Source organism: Flavobacterium sp. T50_26 (genome assembly GCF_057652995.1).
Genome location: NZ_JBYFCC010000004.1, coordinates 110,217 through 129,867 on the forward strand (window position 1 = coordinate 110,217; position 19,651 = coordinate 129,867).

Genomic DNA, 19,651 nt, shown 5'->3' on the forward strand with positions numbered 1-19,651 from the left:
TCAATTCCTCATTAAACGAAATCCGGAGTGATTTGGGTTAATTAGCCAATGTGGCAATTGGTTAATGTGTCGATTAGCCAATTTATCAATTAGCCAATTTTTAATTAAAACTCAAAAAAATGCCATTTTATCATAAATTAGGAGAAATTCCTCCCAAACGTCATACACAATTCCGAAAACCAAACGGCGAGCTTTATTATGAGCAACTATTTGGTACTGTTGGCTTTGACGGAATGTATTCAAATATGTATCACGTTCACAGACCAACGCAGGTGAAGGAAATTCGCAAGCAATATTCGGTAGCTCCATCCATTGCAAAAGCAAATAATATGCAATCGTATAAATTGCACGGTTTTGATGTTGCTCCCGAAAAAGATTATTTAGAAAGCCGAAAAATTGTGTTGACAAATTCGGATTGTCACATCACTTTAGCTGCTCCACAAAACAAAACTCAGGATTATTTTTATAAGAATACCGATTCGGATGAAATGATTTTTATCCATAAAGGAAGCGGTAAACTTCGCACTCTTTTAGGAAATATCGACTTTAAATACGGTGATTATTTATTGATTCCACGCGGAATTATCTATAAAATCGACTTTGATAACGAAGACAATCGTTTGTTTATTGTAGAATCAAGACGACCAATTTACACCCCAAAACGGTATCGAAATTGGTTCGGACAATTATTGGAACATTCGCCTTATTGCGAACGTGATTTACGTCGTCCAACCGAATTAGAAACGCACGATGAAATGGGAGATTTCATCATCAAAGTAAAGAAAAAAGACGAAATTATCGAAATGGTTTATGCCTCGCATCCGTTTGATGTAGTGGGTTACGACGGGTTTAATTATCCGTATGCATTTTCTATTCACGATTTTGAACCGATTACGGGAAGAATTCATCAACCGCCACCTGTTCATCAAACTTTTGAAACCGATGCTTTTGTGGTTTGTTCGTTCGTTCCGAGATTGTATGATTATCATCCGCTTTCCATTCCGGCCCCATATAATCACAGCAATATCGATAGCGATGAAGTGTTGTATTATGTAGATGGCGATTTTATGAGCAGAAATGATGTAAAACCAGGAAACATATCGTTACACCCAGCCGGAATTCCACACGGACCGCACCCGGGTGCATATGAAAGAAGCATTGGAAAAACAGAAACAAAAGAGTTAGCCGTAATGGTTGACACATTTAAACCTTTGATGGTAACGGATGAAGCAATGAAAGTTGCGGATGAGAAGTACTTTCAATCGTGGCTTTGATAATGTGGCAATTTGTCAATTCGGCAATTTGTCAATGAGGGATAGTAGTAATGAAAATATTAGAATTTATATTTAAAAAAAGATATTACTAATTTAAAAACATTTGTAAACAAATCAGTCAATTGACACATCGACACATTGAAAAATTGACACATTAATTCTATAAGCCATGATAACATTTAAAGAAAAGTACAAGGATAATTTAATTCTTGTAAAATCATTCGAGTTTGCCAAGAAGGTTGTTTTATACACCGAAAAATTAGAGGAAAATAAAAGGTTTGTTGTTGCCAATCAACTGCTCAAGTCCGGCACATCAATTGGAGCAAATATTAAAGAAGCTCAAAATGCTGAAAGCAAAGCCGATTTCATACATAAATTTAAAATTGCAATGAAAGAAGCTGATGAAACCGAATTTTGGTTGTTTTTATGCAATGAACTTGAACGTTATCCTGATACAGAAGAGTTGTTAATAGAATTGTTTGATATTTTAAAAATCACCAATAAAATAATAGCAACTTCAAAAATTAAAAAATAAAGTTTAACCAAATTGGTTTTTGTAATGCAATTTTAGCAGTTTTCTAAATTGACACATCGACAAATTAACCAATTGACAAATTAAAAAATATAGTTTAACCCAATTGGTTCATGAAATGTAGATTTTAATAGTTTTCTAAATTGACACATCGACAAATTAACCAATTGCCAAATTAAAAAATCATGTCACAAGAAATAAAATCAGTAGAATACGGATTAGAAAAAATATTCGAAGGAGCACAAGATTTCCTTCCATTAATGGGCACCGATTATGTAGAGTTTTATGTTGGAAATGCCAAACAAGCCGCTCATTTTTATAAAACGGCGTTTGGTTTTCAGTCATTGGCATACGCCGGTTTGGAAACAGGAGTGAAAGACAGAGCTTCCTATGTGTTGAAACAAGATAAAATCCGATTAGTGTTAACCACTGCCTTAAAAAGTGATTCTCCTATTGGTGAACACGTTAAAAAGCACGGTGATGGCGTAAAAATCGTTGCTCTGTGGGTAGAAGATGCCCGAAGTGCTTTTGAAGAAACAACCAAACGCGGAGCAAAAGTTTTCATGGAACCAACCGTTGAAAAAGATGAGTTTGGCGATGTGGTTCGGGCCGGAATTTATACCTACGGAGAAACCGTTCACATGTTTGTGGAGCGAAAAAATTACACCGGAACTTTTCTTCCGGGTTACAAAGAAATGAAATCGGATTACAATCCAACTTCGGTAGGTTTGAAATATATCGATCACATGGTTGGAAATGTGGGTTGGAATGAAATGAATACGTGGGTAAAATGGTATGAAGATGTCATGGGATTTGTGAATTTTCTTTCGTTTGACGACAAGCAAATTACGACTGAATATTCAGCATTGATGAGTAAAGTAATGAGCAACGGAAACGGAAGAATTAAATTCCCAATCAACGAACCGGCCGAAGGAAAGAAAAAATCGCAAATTGAAGAATATTTAGATTTTTATGAAGGTCCCGGTGTGCAGCACATTGCCGTTGCTACGGATGATATTATTTCAACTGTTGCCCAAATGCGTTCGCGCGGAATTGAATTTTTGAGCACGCCACCGCAAGCCTATTACGATGCAATTCCTGAACGTTTAAAAGACCACATGTCTAAATTTAAGGAAGACATTAACGAACTTCAAAAATTAGGAATTATGATTGATGCGGATGAAGAAGGTTATTTGTTGCAGATTTTCACCAAACCGTTAGAAGATCGACCAACTTTATTTTTTGAAATCATTCAACGCATGGGAGCAAAAGGTTTTGGTGCAGGTAATTTCAAAGCGTTATTTGAAAGTATTGAGCGAGAACAAGCCTTACGAGGAACATTGTAAACGCTATTTATAAATTGAAATCCGCTACGTTTCATAAAATCATTGTGAAACATAGCGGATTTCTATTTTATTACGACAACAAGAAGTTTTTTGTGAATAAAATTTAATAAAACCGTCTTAAAATTATGAATAGTGAAATTTTACACCTTCTTTCAATGCGTTTTTTGTTGAATATGTGTTAAAGTCAAAAAATAACTAACAATTTAATAACCAACTAATTACCTTTGCACTCGCAAAAAAGGAGGAGTGGTTACCTTCTTTTGAGTAATGTAAATTTTCATAATTTATAGTTTTTTTTGGTTAGTTAATAGCATACAACTCAATCGTGATCGGTTGGGTTTTGTGTTTTTATATGGTTTTGGTTAGGTAATTTCCCATGAATAGTGATGAATCAAAAACCACAATTCAATTCTTCAAAAATTCAAAACAAAGACAAAAAACAACTTGTCTTTTTTACTTTTTAAAATCAATAAACTTAACGTTTTTTCAAAAAAATAATGATTAACCTCATTGCTTTCCCAAAAAAATCATAAAAAAACTGTAAAGTCTTCACATATTTTGAGGTCTTTTTTAGATTTAGTACATTTGGAACAGAAATTGCAACTGCTCTAGTAAAAAGATGAAATTTATGAAAAATGTATTGCTTATAGTACTGTTTTTATCGACGGTCAGTTTCGATTCTCAATCTAATTCTCCCCGAAAAGAAGATGCGTTTGATGTGGGCGAATGGTTTCAATTTAAAATTACCTACGGATTAATTAACGCCGGAATGGCCGAATTAAGCGTAAGCGAAGCCACTCGAAACAACAAAAAAGTATTTCACGCTAAAGGTCGCGGTTACACCACCGGAATGACCAAATTTTTCTTTAAAGTAGAAGACGATTACCAAAGTTTTATTGATAAACAAACCGGAATTCCGTATCAATTTATACGAAGAATAGACGAAGGCGGTTATACAAAAAATCAAGAAGGTTTCTTTAATCAAAGTAATAATACAGTTTTGGTTAAAGATTATAAACGAAAGACAGAAAAAACATTTCAAGTGCCGGATAAAACGCAAGATATTTTATCTACGTTCTATTATTTGAGAAACCATCCCAATGTAGATAAACTAAAAGTGGGAGAATCAATTGACATTGATATGTTTTTTGATGAAGAAACTACAAAATTTAAACTAAAATTTATTGGTCGTGAAGATTTAAAAACTAAATTTGGGGTCGTTCCCACAATGATTTTCAGACCTTATGTGCAAGCAGGACGTGTTTTTAAAGAACAAGAAAGCTTAACCGTTTGGATTTCAGACGATGACAATAAATTACCCTTGCGAATTAAAGCCGAATTAGCCGTGGGATCGCTTAAAGCTGATTTGGAAAAATTTAAAGGATTAAAACACACATTTACCGTTAAAGCAAAACCGTGATGAATACAACTGCACACGAAGAAATTCTTGAAAAATTAGAAGAAAAGTTTCAAGCAATTAACCAAAAAACTGAAACTCATTTAGAAGGTCTTCTGTGGGCAAAACCTATTACTTACTGGGATTATATTCAAACCGATGCTTTACTGAATCTGCAAACGCAACGCACTACTTTACCTGATGAAATGGTTTTTATCATGTATCATCAAGTTAATGAGCTTTTGTTTAAAATGATCCTTTGGGAAATCGAACAAGTCTGTCATTCCGAAAAGCCGGAAACTGATTTTTTTACAGAAAAACTAATGCGAATTAGCCGTTATTTCGATATGCTTACCACTTCATTCACCATTATGAAAGATGGTATGGAAGTAGAGCAATACATGAAATTCCGAAATACATTAACACCTGCCAGCGGTTTTCAAAGTGCTCAATATCGTTTGATTGAATTTGCTTCAACCGATTTGATTAATTTGATTGACTACCGATTTAGAAGTTCAATCGACAGAGAAACTCCTTACGAACACGCTCTTGAACATCTGTATTGGCAAGCAGCCGGTAAAGATTATAAAACAGGCGAAAAATCATATTTAATTTTAGAATTCGAAAGAAAATACAAAAAAGAATTTTTGGCCTTCATGGAAGAATACAACACGATTAATCTTTGGCAAAAGTTCAAACAATTGCCCGAAGCAGATCAAAAAAATGAAGCTCTTGTAAAAGCTATGCGTCATTATGATTATACAGTAAACATTACGTGGGTAATGGGTCATTTTAATACAGCCAAAAAATACATCGAAAGTGGTCATGGAAGTGGCGAAGCAACCGGCGGGAGCGATTGGAAGAAATATATGCTTCCAAAATACCAACGAAGAATTTTCTTCCCCGAATTATGGTCTGAGGAAGAGTTGGCAACATGGGGAGAAAAAGAAAGTGTTTAATTAGATTAAAAGCAAAAAATTGAAATTCAACAAAATACTACCTATTCTATTCGCATTGAGTTTGTTTTCGTGCGAAAAAAAGGTTGATAAAGTCATTATAGAAGAAGATACTAAAGTAAAAATTCCAATTGTCGTAGAATTCGGATTCACATTAAACGATTATTTGGTAGTTCAGGATACGATTAAAAGTGGCGATACCTTCGGAAAATTATTAGAAAATCATAACATCGGAAATTTCAAAGTACATGAAGTAACCGAACAAGTGAAAGATAGCTTCAACATGCGTGACATTCGCGTAGGTAGACCTATTACTTTGCTTAAATCAAAAGAAAAACCCAACCAACTTCAGGTTTTCATTTATCAAAAAGACAATATTCATTATAGTGTTGTCGATTTTAGAGATACGATTGTTAAGGCATTCAACAAACAAAAACCCATCACAATCAAGCGAAGAACCATTGCAACCGCCATTCATGGTTCGTTGTCTGAAACATTGAACAAAAATGGTGTGGATGCCGGAGTAGCGAATAATTTGGCCAAGATTTACGAATATTCTATCGATTTTTTTAAGATTCAAAAAGAAGATAAATTTGCCATTACGTTTTATGAAAAATACATCAACGACACAATTTATGCGGGGGTTGACCGATTAGAAAGTTCGTTTTTTGAGCACAAAGGAAAAAAGATTTATGCCTTTCCATATAAATTAGACAGTCTTTCCAAAAAAGTTGATTATTACGATGAAGAAGGTAAAGGATTGAAAACCATGTTTTTAAAAGCACCGTTAGATTTCTTCAGAATCTCTTCTCGCTTTTCGCCCAAACGTTTTCATCCTGTGCAAATGACTTGGAAAGCTCACAAAGGAACTGATTATGCCGCTCCGCATGGAACTCCTATTAAAACAACGGCTTCAGGTGTTGTTGAACGAACTGGCTACACAGCCGGAAACGGAAATTACGTAAAAGTAAAACACAACGGAACCTATTCTACCCAATATCTTCACATGTCGAAAATTTTAGTTAGGCAAGGTCAACGAGTAGAGCAAGGTCAAGTGATTGGAAAAGTGGGAAGTACAGGTTTAGCAACAGGTCCTCACGTGTGTTATCGCTTTTGGAAAAATGGTGTGCAAGTTGATCCGCTTTCGCAAAAGTTGCCGAATACCGAACCAATGAATGAAAAACACAAAGCAAGATATTTAGAATACATTGCTCCTTTAAAGAAAGAATTAGACAGTATAGCTACTCTTAAATTAAAATAAAAATGGCTTTAGAAAATACAAATCCGTCTGGAACAGCAGCTTGGCAAAGCTTAAGAAAACATTTTGAAGACATGCAATATGTCTCTATGCAAGAGCTTTTTGAAAAAGATTCAAAACGGGCAGCAAACTTTCATTTGCAATGGAATGATTTTTTGGTGGATTATTCTAAAAATATCATCACACAAGAAACCATGAACCATCTTTTGGATTTGGCTAAGGAAGTGAATTTGGAAGATGCTATTAAAAAATATTTTGCCGGAGATTTAATCAATCAAACTGAAAACAGAGCGGTTTTACATACGGCTTTGCGAGCTCCCTCCGATTCAAAAATTTTGGTAGATGGTCAAAATGTGATGCCGGAAATTTATTCGGTTAAAAATAAAATTAAAAATTTTACAGACGAAGTTGTCAACGGAAATAGAAAAGGATTTACCGGAAAACAATTCACCGATATTGTAAACATTGGCATTGGTGGTTCTGATTTAGGTCCGGTTATGGTGGTTGAAGCACTTCAATTTTATAAAAACCACTTGAACGTTCATTTTGTTTCTAACGTAGATGGCGATCATGTGAATGAAGTGATTAAGAAATTAAATCCCGAAACCACTTTATTTGTTATCGTTTCAAAAACATTTACCACACAAGAAACTTTATCCAATTCTGAAACAATTCGAAATTGGTTTTTGCAATCAGCCAAGCAAGAAGACGTTGCGAAACATTTTGTGGCAGTTTCCACCAATATTCAAAAAGTAACCGAATTCGGAATTCATCCTGAAAATATTTTCCCAATGTGGGATTGGGTTGGCGGACGATTTTCGTTGTGGAGTGCCGTTGGTTTATCCATTAGTTTAGCTGTTGGTTTTGATAATTTTGATAAATTATTAAAAGGAGCAAACAACATGGATGAGCATTTTAAAACCACGCCATTTGACAAAAATATTCCGGTTGTTTTAGCGTTGCTAAGTGTTTGGTATAACAATTTCTTCGGAGCAGAAAGTGAAGCGTTGATTCCTTACACACAATATTTGCAAAAATTAGCTTCCTACCTTCAACAAGGAATTATGGAAAGCAACGGTAAAAGTATTGACCGTGATGGAAATCCGGTGAACTATCAAACCGGAACAATTATTTGGGGAGAACCTGGGACTAATTCGCAACACGCCTTTTTTCAATTAATTCATCAAGGAACAAAATTAATTCCGACCGATTTTATTGGGTATGTAAAATCGCTTCACGGAAATCAGGATCATCATGATAAATTGATGTCCAACTTTTTTGCTCAAACCGAAGCTTTGTTAAACGGAAAATCAGCTGAGCAAGTTCAAGCAGAATTTCAAAAACAAGGAATAGACGGAGAAAGAGCAGCTTTTTTATCACCTTTTAAAGTTTTCTCCGGAAACAGACCAACAAATACACTTCTAATTAATCAACTAACGCCTGAAAGTTTGGGCGAATTAATTGCTTTGTACGAACACAAAATTTTTGTGCAAGGTGTGATTTGGAATATCTTCAGTTACGATCAATGGGGCGTTGAATTAGGAAAACAATTAGCTAACTCTATTTTGGATGAAATTAATTCCGGAAACATGAAAGAACATGATAGTTCTACGAGCTTTTTATTAAAGTATTTTTTGGATAGAAAGTAACTACTTTTAACTTTTACCAAGCCACATAATGAAAGTTATGTGGTTTTTTTATGAATAAAATTCAAGGTAATTCCGCTATTACAAAAGCATTCGTAATAAGATTAGCATATTTTTTTATTATCTATTTAATTTGATAAAAAAAAGTAAGAAATCTATACTTTTTAACAGGTTTAATTTTGTTAACCTATTCTTAACATTTAAGTTATAAGTATTAAGGTTCTTTGCAAAAATTTAAATCAAAACATGATGAAAAATTGTAAAATTTTAATGCTTTTAGTGGTTCTTATGATGGCTTTTTCGGCCTTTTCACAAGGAACAGTTACGGGAACTTTAATCGATCAGGAATCGAACATGCCAATGCCGGGTGCTAATGTTGTTGTAAAAGGGACTTCAAACGGGGTTGTAACCGATTTTGATGGCAAATTCAGTATTTCTGTTCCAAATACAACCGGACAATTAGTTATTTCTTTTGTGGGTTATCTAAACAAAACAATTTCTTTTAATGTTCCTTCTGGTCAAACGGTAAACGTAGGAACTGTTAATCTTGAAGTAGATTCAGATCAATTAGATGAAGTTATTGTAGTAGGGCGTGGTGTAATCGATTTGGCAAAAGGAAGAAATACGCCAATTGCTGTTTCGTCCATCAAATCAGCAGAAATTCAGCAAAAAATTGGTACGTTCGACATTACACAAACCATGGTTAATACACCTTCTGTTTATGTGGCAGGTCAAGCCGGAGGTTTTGGTGATTCCAGAATTGCCGTTCGTGGTTTTGGACAAGATAACACAGCTTTCCTTTTAAATGGTCAACCAATTAATGGAATGGAAGATGGTTTAATGTATTGGTCAAATTGGTCAGGAATGGCAGATATAGCGAATTTAATTCAAGTTCAACGTGGATTAGGTTCATCTAAATTGGCGATTTCATCTGTAGGAGGAACTGTTAACTTTATTACAAAAGCAACTGATAAAAAAGAAGGTGGATTTGTATCAACGGCAATCGCAAACGACGACTATTTAAAAACAACAGCAGCATACAATACCGGAATGAGTAAAAAAGGTTTTGGTATGAGTGTGATGCTTACTCATTGGCAAGGTGATGGGTATAATGATGGAACCAAAGGTGAAGGCCAAAACTATTTTATCTCTTTTGGTTACAAACCTAGTGAAAAGCATAATTTTAATTTACTTTTAACCGGAGCTCCGCAGTGGCACGATCAAAATTTTACTAAAACTATTGCTAGTTATCTTCAGTACGGGAGAAAATATAATAACAACTGGGGTTATCTTAATGGCCAATATAAATCTGAAAGAACCAATTTTTATCATAAACCAGTGGCTAATCTAAACTGGGATTGGACAATGAGCGAAAAATCATCGTTGTCAACAGTTTTATATGCTTCATGGGGACGAGGCGGTGGGACTGGAAACTATGGTGCTTCAATCCCATCTTCATTTAGAACAAACGGTCAAATTAACTTTGACGCCCTTGTTGATAGAAATCTTGAAAATGGTGGAGTTGGTGTTGCTTTAGACGGAAAATCTTATCTAATCCGTTCTTCTATGAATAACCACAATTGGTATGGATTAGTTACTAACTTTAATCATAAGTTTACAGATAATTTAGAATTTAATGCCGGAGCAGATGTTAGAACTTACTATGGAACACACTACCGTCAAGTTGCTGATTTCTTGGGATTAACTAGTTGGACGGAAAGCAGAACATTAAGAGATAATACACATCAACCGATTGGGAGTCCTGTTTCTAATACAGTTACTGAATCATTGTCTCCAAGACCTTGGGAATCAACTTTCAATAGTTTGTCTGAAAGTCAACATATTGATTACAATAATAGCGAAAGAATTTCATATGGAGGAGTTTTTGGACAATTGGAATATGCAAACGATAATTTTTCTACGTTTTTTCAAGGAGCTGTTTCTTCTCAAACTCATCAACGTTTTGACCGATATGATTATTTAGCAGAATATGAAGATTCTGAAAAAGTAGATAATATTGGTTATAATGTAAAAGCCGGCGGAAGTTATAAAATTAACCAAAATCATGTAGTGTTTATTAATGGTGGTTATTATTCCAGACAGCCTTACCATGACAATATTTATTTAAACTTCACAAATCAAATCAACCCTTTAACCGAAAATGAAAAGATTTTAGGCTTAGAGGCAGGTTATGGATTTAATAGTACTTATTTTTCTGCAAATCTTAATGCTTATCGAACATCTTGGAAAGATCGTGTAAAAACATCTTCAAGAGTTAACAGTGAAGGAAATGAACTTTTCACAACTAACGAAGGGGTTGAACAATTGCATTCCGGTTTAGAGCTTGACTTTGTTGTGAAACCATTTTCAAAATTAGAAATAAGAGGTTTTGCATCTATAGGAAATTGGGAATACCAGGACAAAGTGGTTACCACTGTTAGAGATCAAGACAGAAATGTTGAAAGTGTTACAGAAGTTGATGTTGATGGTGGAAAAGTAGGAGATGCTGCTCAAACAACAGCCGGAGTTGGACTGAAGTACACTATTTTTGAACGTTTCTCAGTAGATTCAGATTTACGTTTTTATGATGAGATTTATTCTAATGTAGGTGCCGTGAAAGAAAACCTTCAACTTCCTTCTTATGAAGTAGTCGATTTTGGGGCATCTTATAAATGGTTGGTAGGAAAAGACAAAGCCAATTCAATAGATTTTAGATTAAACATCAATAATTTACTTCACAAAATTTACTTATCTGAACTAAGAACAAATATTAAAACAACAGATTTAATAAATTCACAAGCTCCAGAACAAGGAACATATCTTTCAAACAACAGAGTTTATAACGGAATTGCAGATGGTAACCAAGGGTTTTTTGGTTTAGGAAGAACATGGAGTTTTACAATTCGATATAATTTTTAATTCGATTTATTTGTTTTGATGAAAAGCCTTCGGTTAATTTAACCGAAGGTTTTTCTTTTTTTGATTATATTTGTTACTCAAAAAAATTAAAGCTATGTACGAATTATTACAAAAACTTCATTCTTGGTGGGCTTATTTGGCTCTTATTGTGCTTTTAATTGCTGTTGTTAATGCCTTGATCGGCTATACTTCCAAAAAATCATTTGAGTCTAAAGATTTACGAATTTCGCTTTTTGCATTGATTTTTACGCATGTTCAACTGTTATTGGGATTAGCCGTTTTTTTTGTTTCACAAAAGGGAATAAAAGCATTCGGAATTGAAGGAGCAATGAAGAACGCAGAATTGCGACTCACCATGTTAGAACATCCGCTCATCAATATTATTGCAATTATTTTGATTACGATTGGATGGTCTAAACATAAAAAAGTGGCTTCTGAAGCAAAATTCAAAAAGATTTTATTTTTCTACGGAATAGGATTATTACTTATTTTAAGCCGACTTCCATGGAGTTCATGGTTAGCCTAAATTAATATAAACCACGTTTTTCGTGGTTTTTTCATTTTTGGAACATTATTTGTTAAATGAAACAAACACTCAAAAGTTGGATTATGAAACATAAAACCGAACTCATCGTGTTTGGCATATTTGCCTTACTCTTTTTTAGTAGTTTTTCATTTAAAACAAAACGGTTTGAAAAACCTACCATACAAAGATTGATTCTAAATGATACCATCAAAAAAGATAGCATCTTAATCGATAGTATTAAAATTGAAGCAAATTATAGCTTTAAATTATTTAAAAAAGGAGCACACGCATCTTACTATGCTGATAAATTTACTGGAAGAAAAACGGCAAGCGGTCAAATTTTTGACAACCAAAAATATACTGCAGCTCACAAAAAATTGCCTTTCGGAACCAAAGTTCGCATTACCAATGAAGCAAATGGAGAATCTACAATTGTTACAATTAATGACAGAGGACCTTTTACAAAAGGAAGAGAAATCGATTTAAGCAAAAGAGCTTTTCGAGATATTGCTAGGCATCACGGCTACGGCTCAATGAAAGTAACCATAGAAATTGTTGAAGAAATCCCCGAGACAATAAATGAAATCCCAGAAAATACAAAAGAAGATTAATTTATTTTTTTCTTCTCTGTATAATAGTAGGTAACAGTTTAATGATTTTATTCTTTAAATCATCTAATGCGTAAGGTTTGATTAGTACATCATCAATTTTTGCATTAACTATTTCAAAGTCGTTTTTGGTAATTTCTCCTCCTTCAGTATGAGCAATAATAGGAATTTTAAATTTTGATTTTATCATTTTTTGACATTTCATATCCGTTTATTGTTGGCATATTAATGTCTATCAAGGCTAATTCTATATTTTCTTGTTCAATAATTGAAAGAAAATCGTCTTTATCTGTACAAATAAAGCATTTTAAACCTAAATTTTCCAACATTTTCTTAGAAACTAGAAGATTCATTCTATTGTCATCAACAGATAAAACACTGATAGGAAAATTAATTGTTTTAATAGTAGTCTCATTTGTTGAATTTCTTTCAAGTACATCAGCTAAAATATCAAACGAAAAAGTACTTCCCTTTTCTTTTTCAGAATCAATTTTCAACTCAGAATGGAATAAATGTAATAACTTTTGAGAAGCAAACAGACCCACGCCAATTCCTTGCATTCTGTTCGTGTTAATTTCTTCTCCAAAATCCATCTTTTTTAAACCTTTGAGTATGTTTTCTTTTGTTTCGTTACTTATTCCCGGCCCATTATCTGAAATAGAGAAAGTTGCTTTAATTTGGTTGGAATTTTTGTTTTCACATTTTAAGTTCATTGTAATAACATCGCCTTCGGGAGAAAATTTTATTGCGTTTAGTAATAGATTAACAATAATTTGTTCCAATTTTACCCAATCAGTTTTTATCCATAGTTTCGATTTGGAACTTGTATTTATATTTATAACAATTCCCTTTTGAGCCGCTAATGAATTAAATTTTTCAACAATTTTTTCTAAAAAGTTAAAAAGGTCAATATGTGTTTCTATACTATTAATATGTGTTTTTTCTCCGTCATTATTTACAACCAAGATGTTATTTATAAGATGTGTTAAATAGTAATTAGAAAGCTGCAAAGAGTTTATTAGTTCATCTTGTTTCGTAGAATTTTTTTCTTGTTTTAGTAAATCAATAATTCCGGTAGTAGTATAAACCGGTGTTCTAAGTTCATGAGAAATAATGGAGAAATACATTGTTTTTTCTTTATCCATTGTTTCTAAAACTTCTTTTTCTTGAACTAGTTTGCGGTTGTAGTCCTTTTGAACTTTATATAGTTTATTTAAAATCTTCATTAATATTAATGAGATAATTAATAAAGCAATAAACAAAACAATGATAATGTTTCGATGAAGTTTTAACTTTTTATTCTCTTCTTTTTCTTTTTTTAAGTCAACCCTATATTCATATATTTCTGCAGCATCTTCAATTATTTTAAAAACATTGGTTTTGTATTTTCTTATATATTCTGTAACTGAATTATCATACTTGTTCAAGTGTTTTTCTATAGAATCAGCCGGTTGATTTGTTTTTACCGCCAAATGAAATAAATGTTTGTATATCCTTGAAAGCTTTTCTTCATCATTTGTTGGTAGAAAAAACGCATGTGACTTAGAAAGATATTTTTCAGCTTTTTCATATTCATTCAAAACAAGATAGCTATGACCCATTTCCAAATCAACAATTGCAGCATCAATAGTTTTACTGTATTCAAATTCAGGATCTGCTATGTTTTTTTTCGAAAAATAGTCTAATTCAGCATAAAATTTATTTCCGTAATAAATTGCTTTAGATGGGTTTTTGCCATAAAAGGAGTAAAATACCGCCAACTCTTGAAGCGGTTTAAGGATGTAAAATCCAATATCTTTATTTTGAATAAGTTGCATTGTGTTTAACAATACTTTTTCCGACTCTTCATGTTTGTTTAAAATAGAAAAGAGCGTTGCCAACTGTTTGGAAACATTTACATACGATTTCCAGTTTTTTAAATTCTGATAGTCTTCTAAAGCCTTTTGGTAGTAAGAAATTGAAGTTTCAAATTTAAAAATATGATAATAGTATAGTCCTAAATTAAAATCTGCTTTTGCCTTTAATTCCGGATTTTTTATATTGTCATATTCCGATAAAAGTTTAAATAATGCATTAAAATCGCTATCTCGTTTACCGTCTTTAAACTTAAAATCAATTACTTTATTGATGATGCTATCTAATTCTTCGTCATCAAATCGATTCTGACTCCATATAGATGTAGAAATAATAAAAACGAGTAATGATGCGATTATTCGGCTCATAATCAGTCTGTTTTGCTTGTATATTCATATCAAAATTAAACTAAAAAAACTAAAAAAAAAAGTTTTAAGCGGAAAATAGTTACATAAACGGTATATTATTTAACAAAATTTTAAGTTCGTTTGGTTCGGTTGTAGGCGAACTAATATTTATCTTTGTCCCGAATTTAATTTGAAATGACATGGATATTATTGAAAAAGAAAAGCAAGAACTCATCGAAATGTTCGGGATTCACTTTGAAACCCATCACAATCTTCCTCCTTTGTCTTCAAGAATTTTAGGAACTTTAATCTTAAACTGTAGAATAAAAGGACTCACTTTTGAAGAATTGGTTGAAGTAACCGGTGCCAGCAAAAGCTCTGTTTCTACCAATATAAATCTTTTACTAAAACTGGAAAAAATCAATTATTACACTTTACCAGGAGATAGAAGAAAGCATTTCCGTCCTTCCAATTTGGCTGATCGAATTCAAAATCACTTAAAAATTCTTCATTCAGAAATTGAAATAGTTCATAAAGTGAAGGCATTCGATGAAAAGTATCGAATTTCTGCCGACTACGAAAAAGGAAGAAGCGTCTTAAATGTTTACCTAGAATATGTTCAAAATTTTGAAAAACTCCTTCTCGATTCAATTAAAAAAATTAATGAATTAGAACAACAATAATCAGAACCTCTTAATCAATTAAATAAATGAAAAACAAGTCAATTTTCACGGTAGCAATAGCCGCGTTTCTAATCATATCCTGCGGAAAAGAAGCTCCACAGCAACAAGCAATGGGGCCAATGCCATTTACTGTTCAAAAAATAAAGAAAGAAAACACAACTGTATATCAAGAGTTTTCTGCCAATATCGAAGGGCAACAAAATGTAGAAATCCGACCAAAAGTAAACGGATTTATTCAAAAAATCTATGTTGATGAAGGTCAGCCTGTCAAAAAAGGACAATTATTGTTCAAATTAGAAACACAAACCTTAAATCAAGATGCATCGGCTGCCAGAGCGAGAGTAAGAGCAGCTCAAGTTGAGGTTGATCGAATGATTCCGTTGGTAGAACGCAACATAATCAGTAATGTGCAGTTAGAAACGGCTAAAGCAAATTTAGCTCAAGCTCAAAGCAATTACAGTAGCATTGCAGCCAATATTAATTTCGGAACGATAACAAGTCCGGTTGATGGAGTTGTTGGAAGTTTGCCCTATAAAGAAGGAAGTTTAGTCAGTTCAACCAATCCGGAACCGCTTACAACCATTTCCGATGCCAGAAACGTGCGAGCTTATTTTTCGATGAATGAAAAACAATTGTTGCAGTTCAATCGTACTTTCAGCGGACAAACGATGGCGGATAAAATCAAATCTTTACCGGAAGTAAATTTAATTTTAGCCGATAATTCTCCGTATGAAATTAAAGGAAAAATTGAAACAATCAATGGATTAGTAAACGGAAGAACCGGAAGCATTCAGTTGCGTGCTGAATTTAAAAATCCAAACGGAATTTTACGTAGTGGAAGCAGCGGAACCATTCAATTACCAACCGAACAAAAAGACATCGTCTTAATTCCGCAAATTGCCGTTTCGGAAATGCAAGGAAAACAATTGGTTTTTGTGGTTGATAAATCAAATAAAGTATCTACCAAAGTAATTCAAACCAAAGGAACTTCAGAACTCAATTATATTGTGTCCGAAGGTTTAAATGAAGGAGATTTGGTTGTTATTGAAGGTGTTTCAAAACTACGTGACGGAATGGAAATCATACCCAACGACGGATCCAAAAAAACAGCTCAAACCGCTACTTCACAAAAATAATAACGCTCAAACTTAATTAATATGTTAAAAGTATTTATTGAAAGACCGGTTCTTTCAACAGTAATCTCTATTCTCATAACCATCCTGGGAATATTGGGTTTGATGTCGTTGCCCATCGAACAATATCCTGAAATTGCTCCGCCAACTGTGCAGGTAAATGCCACTTATACCGGAGCAAATGCAGAAACCGTTTTAAATAGTGTGGTCATTCCACTTGAAGAAGAAATCAATGGTGTTGAAGGAATGACGTACATCACTTCGTCTGCCAGTAACGATGGTGCTGCCAAAATCAATGTGTTTTTTGAATTAGGTGTCAATGCCGATATTGCCGCCGTAAACGTGCAAAACCGTGTAGCGAGAGCAACCAGTAAATTGCCGGAAGCTGTAATTCAAACGGGTGTTACTACGTTAAAAAGTCAAACGAGTGCCTTGATGTTTCTTTCCATGTTTTCGGATAATCCGGAATATGATGAGGTTTTTGTACAGAATTATGCTAAAATTAATTTAGTACCAAAACTTCAACGTGTAAAAGGAGTTGGACAAGTAAACGTTTTTGGAGCAAAAGATTATTCAATGCGAATTTGGATTGATCCGGCAAAAATGGCGGCTTTCAAAGTAGTTCCGTCTGACATTCAAGCAGCATTGAGAGAACAAAATTTAGAAGCTGCTCCCGGAAAATTTGGAGAAAATGCCAACGGAGTTTATGAGTATGTCATCAAATACAAAGGTCGTTTAGCCGAAATTTCAGAATATGAAAACATCATCATCAAATCCATCGGAAACGGAAATTTCCTTCGATTAAAAGATGTAGCAACCGTTGAATTAGGCGGATTTAATTACGGAACCAATAATATGGGAATGGGAAAACCGGGCGTTGCTGTTGGTATTTTCCAAACATCAGGTTCTAATGCTCAAGAAATTATTGAAGAAGTAATGACCATTTTGGAAGATGCCAAAGCTGATTTTCCAAAAGGTGTTGATTATGTTGTGCCTTACAACACTAAAAAATTCCTTGACGCCTCTATTTCAAAAGTAATTACAACATTAATCGAAGCTTTTATTTTGGTATTTATTGTGGTATTCTTGTTTTTGCAGGATTTCCGTTCCACGTTAATTCCGGCGATAGCTGTTCCGGTTGCGATCGTGGGAACATTTTTCTTTCTGCAATTATTTGGTTATTCCATCAATATGTTGACACTTTTTGCGATGATTCTCGCCATCGGAATTGTCGTCGATGATGCCATTGTCGTCGTCGAGGCCGTTCACGCCAAGTTGGATGAAGGAGTCAAATCTGCCAAAGAAGCTACCGTTTCTGCGATGAGCGAAATTACCGGAGCGATTATTTCCATCACGTTAGTAATGTCGGCTGTATTCGTGCCGGTGTCTTTCATCAAAGGATCTTCGGGCGTTTTCTATCAACAATTTGCGATTACGTTAGCGATTGCGATTTTAATTTCTGCCGTAAATGCATTAACATTAAGTCCTGCTCTTTGTGCTTTATTATTAAAACCGCACGAAGGTTCAGAACATCATAAGAAAGGATTTAAAGATCGATTTTTCACCGCTTTTAATACTGGTTTTGATTCGATTACGAACAAATATGTCAATTCAATCGGTTTTTTATTAAAAAGAAAATGGATTGCAGTAGTAGGATTAATTGTGGCTTCCGGAATTGCATTATTACTTTTTAAATCTACGCCTTCCGGATTTATTCCAACCGAAGACCGTGGTTTAATTATGGCAGATATCACTCTACCACCCGGAGCAACATTAGAACAAACGCAAAAAATTGTCAATGAATATGATTCAATCCTTGCTTCAATGGATATTGTTGAAGCTAGAATGAATGTTGTTGGTTTCAGTTTGCTTAATAGTGTTAACGGAGGTTCGTATGCTTTCTCGGTTATTCAATTGAAAGATTGGAGTGAGCGAAAAGAAGACAATCAATCGGTAGATGCAGTTGTAGGCGAACTTTTCGGACGAACAGCCGGAATCAAAGATGCTCGATTATTATTCTTCACACCGCCAAGTGTGCAAGGTTTTGGAATGGCCGATGGTTTTGAATTAAAACTTCAAGACAAAGGCGATGATGATTGGTTAAAAGTGAGTCAAGTTTCAGGCGAATTTTTACAAGCGTTGAATGCTCGTCCGGAAATTCAATATGCAATGACGAGTTTCAATCCGTCTTTCCCACAATATCAAATGGATGTAAATGTTGAAAAAACAAAAGAAGCCGGAATATCAATCAACCAAATATTCAACACATTGCAAGGTTATTATGGTGGATTATATACAACAGATTTTAATCGTTTTGGAAAGCAATACCGTGTGATGATTCAGGCAAAACCTGAAGACCGAGCAACTCCTGAATCATTAGATAATATTTTTATCCGAAATGCTCAAGACGAAACGGTTTCCATCAGCGAATTTGTGAATTTAAAACGAGTTTACGGACCGGAATCGGTTGCCAGATATAATTTATTAAAATCCATCAGCGTAACCGGAAAAGCAAATCCGGGATATAGTTCAGGAGATGCCATTAAAGCGGTTGAAGAAGTTGCCGCTCAACATTTACCGAAAACCTACGAATATGAATTTTCAGGAATGACTCGTGAAGAAATCATCGCTGGAGGACAAGCAGCAGGTGTATTTTTATTGAGTTTGATATTCGTCTATTTCCTTTTGGCAGGTCAATATGAAAGTTATGTGCTACCACTTTCAGTCATTTTATCATTGCCTGTCGGAATTGCCGGAGCGATTGGTTTTGTGAATTTATTTGGATTAGAAAACAACATTTATTTCCAAGTAGCTTTAATTATGTTGATTGGATTATTAGCCAAAAATGCCATTTTGATAGTCGAATTTGCCATCCAGCGACGACGACACGGTATGGGATTATTTGAGTCAGCGATTGATGGAGCAAAAGCTCGTTTACGTCCGATTTTGATGACTTCATTTGCCTTTATACTCGGTTTACTTCCGTTAGCATTTGCTTCGGGTGTTGGTGCTGTTGGAAACCGTTCGATTGGAATGGGAGCCGTTGGCGGAATGTTAGTAGGAACACTTTTGGGTGTATTTGTTATCCCCGTATTGTTCGTTATTTTCCAAGGATTACAAGAACGTATTAGTGGAAAGGCAAAAGAAACTGATCCAGAAATTTTATAATAAAA

General features: G+C 34.1%; 15 protein-coding genes. 13 read left to right on the forward strand and 2 right to left on the reverse strand.

Features of this window, described 5'->3' with window-relative positions; all coding sequences use genetic code 11:
- Positions 1 to 119 precede the first annotated feature (119 nt).
- The 10 genes from AC23MC_RS03710 (at position 120) to AC23MC_RS03755 (ending at position 12,464) form a co-directional block, all read left to right on the forward strand.
- Positions 120 to 1,274, forward strand: coding sequence for a homogentisate 1,2-dioxygenase (locus AC23MC_RS03710; RefSeq protein ID WP_487567040.1), 1,155 nt, complete (start codon positions 120 to 122; stop codon positions 1,272 to 1,274).
- Positions 1,275 to 1,443: 169 nt separating this feature from the next.
- The gene (locus AC23MC_RS03715; protein WP_487567039.1) at positions 1,444 to 1,809 is read left to right on the forward strand and encodes a four helix bundle protein; all 366 of its coding nucleotides are present in this window, start codon (positions 1,444 to 1,446) and stop codon (positions 1,807 to 1,809) included.
- A gap of 182 nt (positions 1,810 to 1,991) precedes the next feature.
- Positions 1,992 to 3,152, forward strand: coding sequence for a 4-hydroxyphenylpyruvate dioxygenase (gene hppD, locus AC23MC_RS03720; protein WP_487567038.1), 1,161 nt, complete (start codon positions 1,992 to 1,994; stop codon positions 3,150 to 3,152).
- 628 nt (positions 3,153 to 3,780) lie between these two features.
- Entirely contained in the window at positions 3,781 to 4,572 is a 792-nt protein-coding gene (locus AC23MC_RS03725; RefSeq protein ID WP_487567037.1) for a DUF3108 domain-containing protein, read from the forward strand.
- The gene (locus tag AC23MC_RS03730; protein WP_487567036.1) at positions 4,572 to 5,507 is read left to right on the forward strand and encodes a tryptophan 2,3-dioxygenase family protein; all 936 of its coding nucleotides are present in this window, start codon (positions 4,572 to 4,574) and stop codon (positions 5,505 to 5,507) included. Before AC23MC_RS03725 ends, AC23MC_RS03730 begins: the two co-directional genes overlap by 1 nt.
- A gap of 19 nt (positions 5,508 to 5,526) precedes the next feature.
- The gene (locus tag AC23MC_RS03735) at positions 5,527 to 6,765 is read left to right on the forward strand and encodes a peptidoglycan DD-metalloendopeptidase family protein (protein ID WP_487567035.1); all 1,239 of its coding nucleotides are present in this window, start codon (positions 5,527 to 5,529) and stop codon (positions 6,763 to 6,765) included.
- A gap of 2 nt (positions 6,766 to 6,767) precedes the next feature.
- A complete protein-coding gene (pgi, locus tag AC23MC_RS03740) occupies positions 6,768 to 8,411 on the forward strand; it encodes a glucose-6-phosphate isomerase (RefSeq protein ID WP_487567034.1) in 1,644 nt (547 codons plus the stop codon).
- Between the two features lie 246 nt (positions 8,412 to 8,657).
- Positions 8,658 to 11,327, forward strand: coding sequence for a TonB-dependent receptor (locus AC23MC_RS03745; protein WP_487567033.1), 2,670 nt, complete (start codon positions 8,658 to 8,660; stop codon positions 11,325 to 11,327).
- Positions 11,328 to 11,421: 94 nt separating this feature from the next.
- Positions 11,422 to 11,853: a hypothetical protein gene (locus AC23MC_RS03750; protein ID WP_487567032.1), complete on the forward strand. Its 432-nt coding sequence runs from the start codon at positions 11,422 to 11,424 to the stop codon at positions 11,851 to 11,853.
- An 83-nt stretch (positions 11,854 to 11,936) separates the two neighbouring features.
- Positions 11,937 to 12,464: a septal ring lytic transglycosylase RlpA family protein gene (locus tag AC23MC_RS03755; protein ID WP_487567031.1), complete on the forward strand. Its 528-nt coding sequence runs from the start codon at positions 11,937 to 11,939 to the stop codon at positions 12,462 to 12,464.
- A gap of 1 nt (position 12,465) precedes the next feature.
- On the opposite strand, the gene AC23MC_RS03760 is transcribed toward AC23MC_RS03755, so the two are convergent.
- Entirely contained in the window at positions 12,466 to 12,651 is a 186-nt protein-coding gene (locus AC23MC_RS03760) for a hypothetical protein (protein ID WP_487567030.1), read from the reverse strand.
- Positions 12,632 to 14,683 (reverse strand): ATP-binding protein, encoded by a 2,052-nt coding sequence (locus AC23MC_RS03765; RefSeq protein ID WP_487567029.1) that lies wholly within the window; start codon positions 14,681 to 14,683, stop codon positions 12,632 to 12,634. Before AC23MC_RS03765 ends, AC23MC_RS03760 begins: the two co-directional genes overlap by 20 nt.
- Before the next feature lie 179 nt (positions 14,684 to 14,862).
- Between AC23MC_RS03765 and AC23MC_RS03770 the strand changes: the two genes are divergently transcribed.
- The 3 genes from AC23MC_RS03770 to AC23MC_RS03780 are packed head-to-tail and all read left to right on the forward strand — an operon-like array spanning position 14,863 to position 19,646.
- Entirely contained in the window at positions 14,863 to 15,345 is a 483-nt protein-coding gene (locus AC23MC_RS03770; protein WP_291093291.1) for a GbsR/MarR family transcriptional regulator, read from the forward strand.
- A gap of 26 nt (positions 15,346 to 15,371) precedes the next feature.
- Positions 15,372 to 16,481: an efflux RND transporter periplasmic adaptor subunit gene (locus tag AC23MC_RS03775; RefSeq protein WP_487567028.1), complete on the forward strand. Its 1,110-nt coding sequence runs from the start codon at positions 15,372 to 15,374 to the stop codon at positions 16,479 to 16,481.
- A gap of 21 nt (positions 16,482 to 16,502) precedes the next feature.
- On the forward strand, positions 16,503 to 19,646 hold the full coding sequence (locus tag AC23MC_RS03780) for an efflux RND transporter permease subunit (protein ID WP_487567027.1): 3,144 nt from the start codon (positions 16,503 to 16,505) through the stop codon (positions 19,644 to 19,646).
- Positions 19,647 to 19,651: the final 5 nt, after the last annotated feature.

Bases quoted from the DNA above. Each gene is read 5' to 3' on its own strand.
- AC23MC_RS03710 (WP_487567040.1), top strand. From the start codon at position 120: ATGCCATTTTATCATAAATTAGGAGAAATTCCTCCCAAACGTCATACA.
- AC23MC_RS03715 (WP_487567039.1), top strand. From the start codon at position 1,444: ATGATAACATTTAAAGAAAAGTACAAGGATAATTTAATTCTTGTAAAA.
- hppD (WP_487567038.1), top strand. From the start codon at position 1,992: ATGTCACAAGAAATAAAATCAGTAGAATACGGATTAGAAAAAATATTC.
- AC23MC_RS03725 (WP_487567037.1), top strand. From the start codon at position 3,781: ATGAAAAATGTATTGCTTATAGTACTGTTTTTATCGACGGTCAGTTTC.
- AC23MC_RS03730 (WP_487567036.1), top strand. From the start codon at position 4,572: ATGAATACAACTGCACACGAAGAAATTCTTGAAAAATTAGAAGAAAAG.
- pgi (WP_487567034.1), top strand. From the start codon at position 6,768: ATGGCTTTAGAAAATACAAATCCGTCTGGAACAGCAGCTTGGCAAAGC.
- AC23MC_RS03745 (WP_487567033.1), top strand. From the start codon at position 8,658: ATGAAAAATTGTAAAATTTTAATGCTTTTAGTGGTTCTTATGATGGCT.
- AC23MC_RS03750 (WP_487567032.1), top strand. From the start codon at position 11,422: ATGTACGAATTATTACAAAAACTTCATTCTTGGTGGGCTTATTTGGCT.
- AC23MC_RS03755 (WP_487567031.1), top strand. From the start codon at position 11,937: ATGAAACATAAAACCGAACTCATCGTGTTTGGCATATTTGCCTTACTC.
- AC23MC_RS03760 (WP_487567030.1), bottom strand. From the start codon at position 12,651: ATGATAAAATCAAAATTTAAAATTCCTATTATTGCTCATACTGAAGGA.
- AC23MC_RS03765 (WP_487567029.1), bottom strand. From the start codon at position 14,683: ATGAGCCGAATAATCGCATCATTACTCGTTTTTATTATTTCTACATCT.
- AC23MC_RS03770 (WP_291093291.1), top strand. From the start codon at position 14,863: ATGGATATTATTGAAAAAGAAAAGCAAGAACTCATCGAAATGTTCGGG.
- AC23MC_RS03775 (WP_487567028.1), top strand. From the start codon at position 15,372: ATGAAAAACAAGTCAATTTTCACGGTAGCAATAGCCGCGTTTCTAATC.
- AC23MC_RS03780 (WP_487567027.1), top strand. From the start codon at position 16,503: ATGTTAAAAGTATTTATTGAAAGACCGGTTCTTTCAACAGTAATCTCT.